This window comes from Allobosea sp. CER48 (assembly GCF_044752385.1).
GTDB lineage: Bacteria > Pseudomonadota > Alphaproteobacteria > Rhizobiales > Beijerinckiaceae > Allobosea.
Genome location: NZ_JBIWYK010000508.1, coordinates 1 through 2,069, shown reverse-complemented (window position 1 = coordinate 2,069; position 2,069 = coordinate 1). Strand labels below are relative to the sequence as shown.

2 protein-coding genes are annotated in these 2,069 nt (G+C 68.1%); both read left to right on the top strand.

What is annotated here, in order from left to right:
• On the top strand, nt 1-1,407 hold a 1,407-nt coding region (locus ACIPIA_RS14920; protein ID WP_400510683.1), incomplete at its 5' end, for a chemotaxis protein CheA.
• Nucleotides 1,404-1,916: a chemotaxis protein CheW gene (locus ACIPIA_RS14915; RefSeq protein ID WP_400510681.1), complete on the top strand. Its 513-nt coding sequence runs from the start codon at nt 1,404-1,406 to the stop codon at nt 1,914-1,916. The genes ACIPIA_RS14920 and ACIPIA_RS14915, both read left to right, overlap by 4 nt.
• Nucleotides 1,917-2,069 lie beyond the last annotated feature (153 nt).

Sequence of the window (2,069 nt, the reverse complement as noted above, 5' to 3'; positions counted from 1 at the left end):
CCCGAGGTTTCGAGCTCGGTCGCGGCCGATCTCTCGGCGATCCTCGCCAAGCTGGGTCAGGCTCCCGAGCCTGCGGGCGAACCCGAGATCGCAGCTGCTCCGACGCCGGTGGCGGCTGCCGTGATCCAGGCTCCTGTCGCCGAGGTCCCGGCGGCGGTGCGCGCTGCCCCTCGCGCTCCTGCCAACGACCAGTCGGCGCGCCAGCGTCAGGCGGTCAGCGTGCGCGTCGATCTCGACCGCATCGACAAGCTGATGAACCTCGTCGGCGAGATCGTGATCACCCAGTCCATGCTGGTCGAGTGCGTTCGCTCGCTGCCCTACGACGTCTATGCCAAGACCGCCGAAGGCATCCTGACGCTGTCGCGCCAGACGCGCGAGCTGCAGGACCATGTCATGGCGGTGCGTGCCCAGCCGGTGAAGGCGGTGTTCCAGCGCATGCCGCGGCTCGTGCGGGAGCTCGCACAGACGCTCGGCAAGGAAGTGCGCCTCGTGCTCGAAGGCGAGAACACCGAGGTCGACAAGACCATCATCGAGGAGCTGGCCGATCCGCTCACCCACATGATCCGCAATTCGATGGATCATGGACTGGAGACGCCGGACGAGCGCGCCGAGGCGGGCAAGCCGCGCGAAGGCACGATCAAGCTCATCGCGGAGCATCGCGCCGGCCGCATCGTCATCTCCGTCACCGATGACGGGCGCGGCATCAACCGCGACCGGCTGCTGGCGAAGGCCCGTTCGCGTGGCCTCGTCGGTGCCGACGAGCGGCTGCAGCCGGAGGAGATCGACCAGTTGATCTTCGCCGCCGGCCTCTCGACGGCCGAGCAGGTCAGCGACATCTCCGGCCGCGGCGTCGGCATGGACGTGGTGCGCCGCAATGTCGAATCGCTCGGCGGCCGCATCAGCGTCGATTCCGAGCCGGGCAGGGGCTGCAAGTTCACGCTGGCGCTGCCGCTGACGCTGGCCGTGCTCGAGGGCATGGTGATCCGTTGCGGCGACGACCGCTACGTCATCCCGATCGCCTCGGTCATCGAGACCCAGCATCTCGCCTCGACGCCGATCGAGCGCCTGCCATTCGGCCAGGAAGTGCTGCGCTGGCGCGGCGAGGTGACGCCGCTCTATCGCCTCGGCGACGTGATGGGCTCGATGGGCACCACCAACGAGAACATCGTGATCATCGCCGAGACCGAACGCGGCAACAATGTCGGCATCGCCGTGGACGAGATCGTCGGCCAGCAGCAGGTCGTCGTGAAGAGCCTCGAGGCGAATTACGGCGCCGTCAACGGCGCTTCGGCGGCAACGATCCTCGGCGACGGCCTCGTCGCGCTGATCCTGGATATCGACTCCATGCTGCGGCTCGCCGCCTCCGGCGACCGTCCCCCCCAATCTGACCTCAAGATGGCTGGATGACCATGACCCTCCAACTCGGCGAAAAGCACTTCTCGTCGGCACAGCCGGAAGCGGCCGCACGTCGGATCGTGACCTTCAAGGTCGGCGACCGCACCTTCGGCATCGATGTCGGCATGGTGCGCGAGATCAAGGGCTGGCAGGCGACGACCCCGCTGCCGCACGCGGCCCCGCATGTGCGCGGCGTTCTGAACCTGCGCGGCGTGATCCTGGCGGTCTACGATCTGCGCACCGCGATCGGCATGGGCGTCACCGATGCCTCCGCCACCCACGTCATCGTCGTCGTCGACGTCGAGGACAAGACGGCCGGCCTCCTGGTCGATTCGGTCTCGGACATCGTGGATGTGCCGGTTTCCGCGGTTCGCCCCGCTCCCGACCTGGAGCGCGACGAGCACGGGCTGATCGAAGGCCTCGTCCTGCTCGACAGCGACATCGTGGCCCTGCTCGATCTGGCGGCCGTCATCCGTGACGGCGGCGGCGAAATGCAGCTGAAGACCAGCCGCGCCGCCTGAACAGCGTTGAAGACCCAAGCCCGAGCGTAGCGTCCAAGCGGGCCAGAACAAGAAACGACAGGACCCATGGGCAGCGCGCTCGGCCCCTTTTCGCGACTCACGGTCAGCCAGCCGCTGACCGCGGCCGGCTCCTCGGTTCTTGCCGGGGGGATG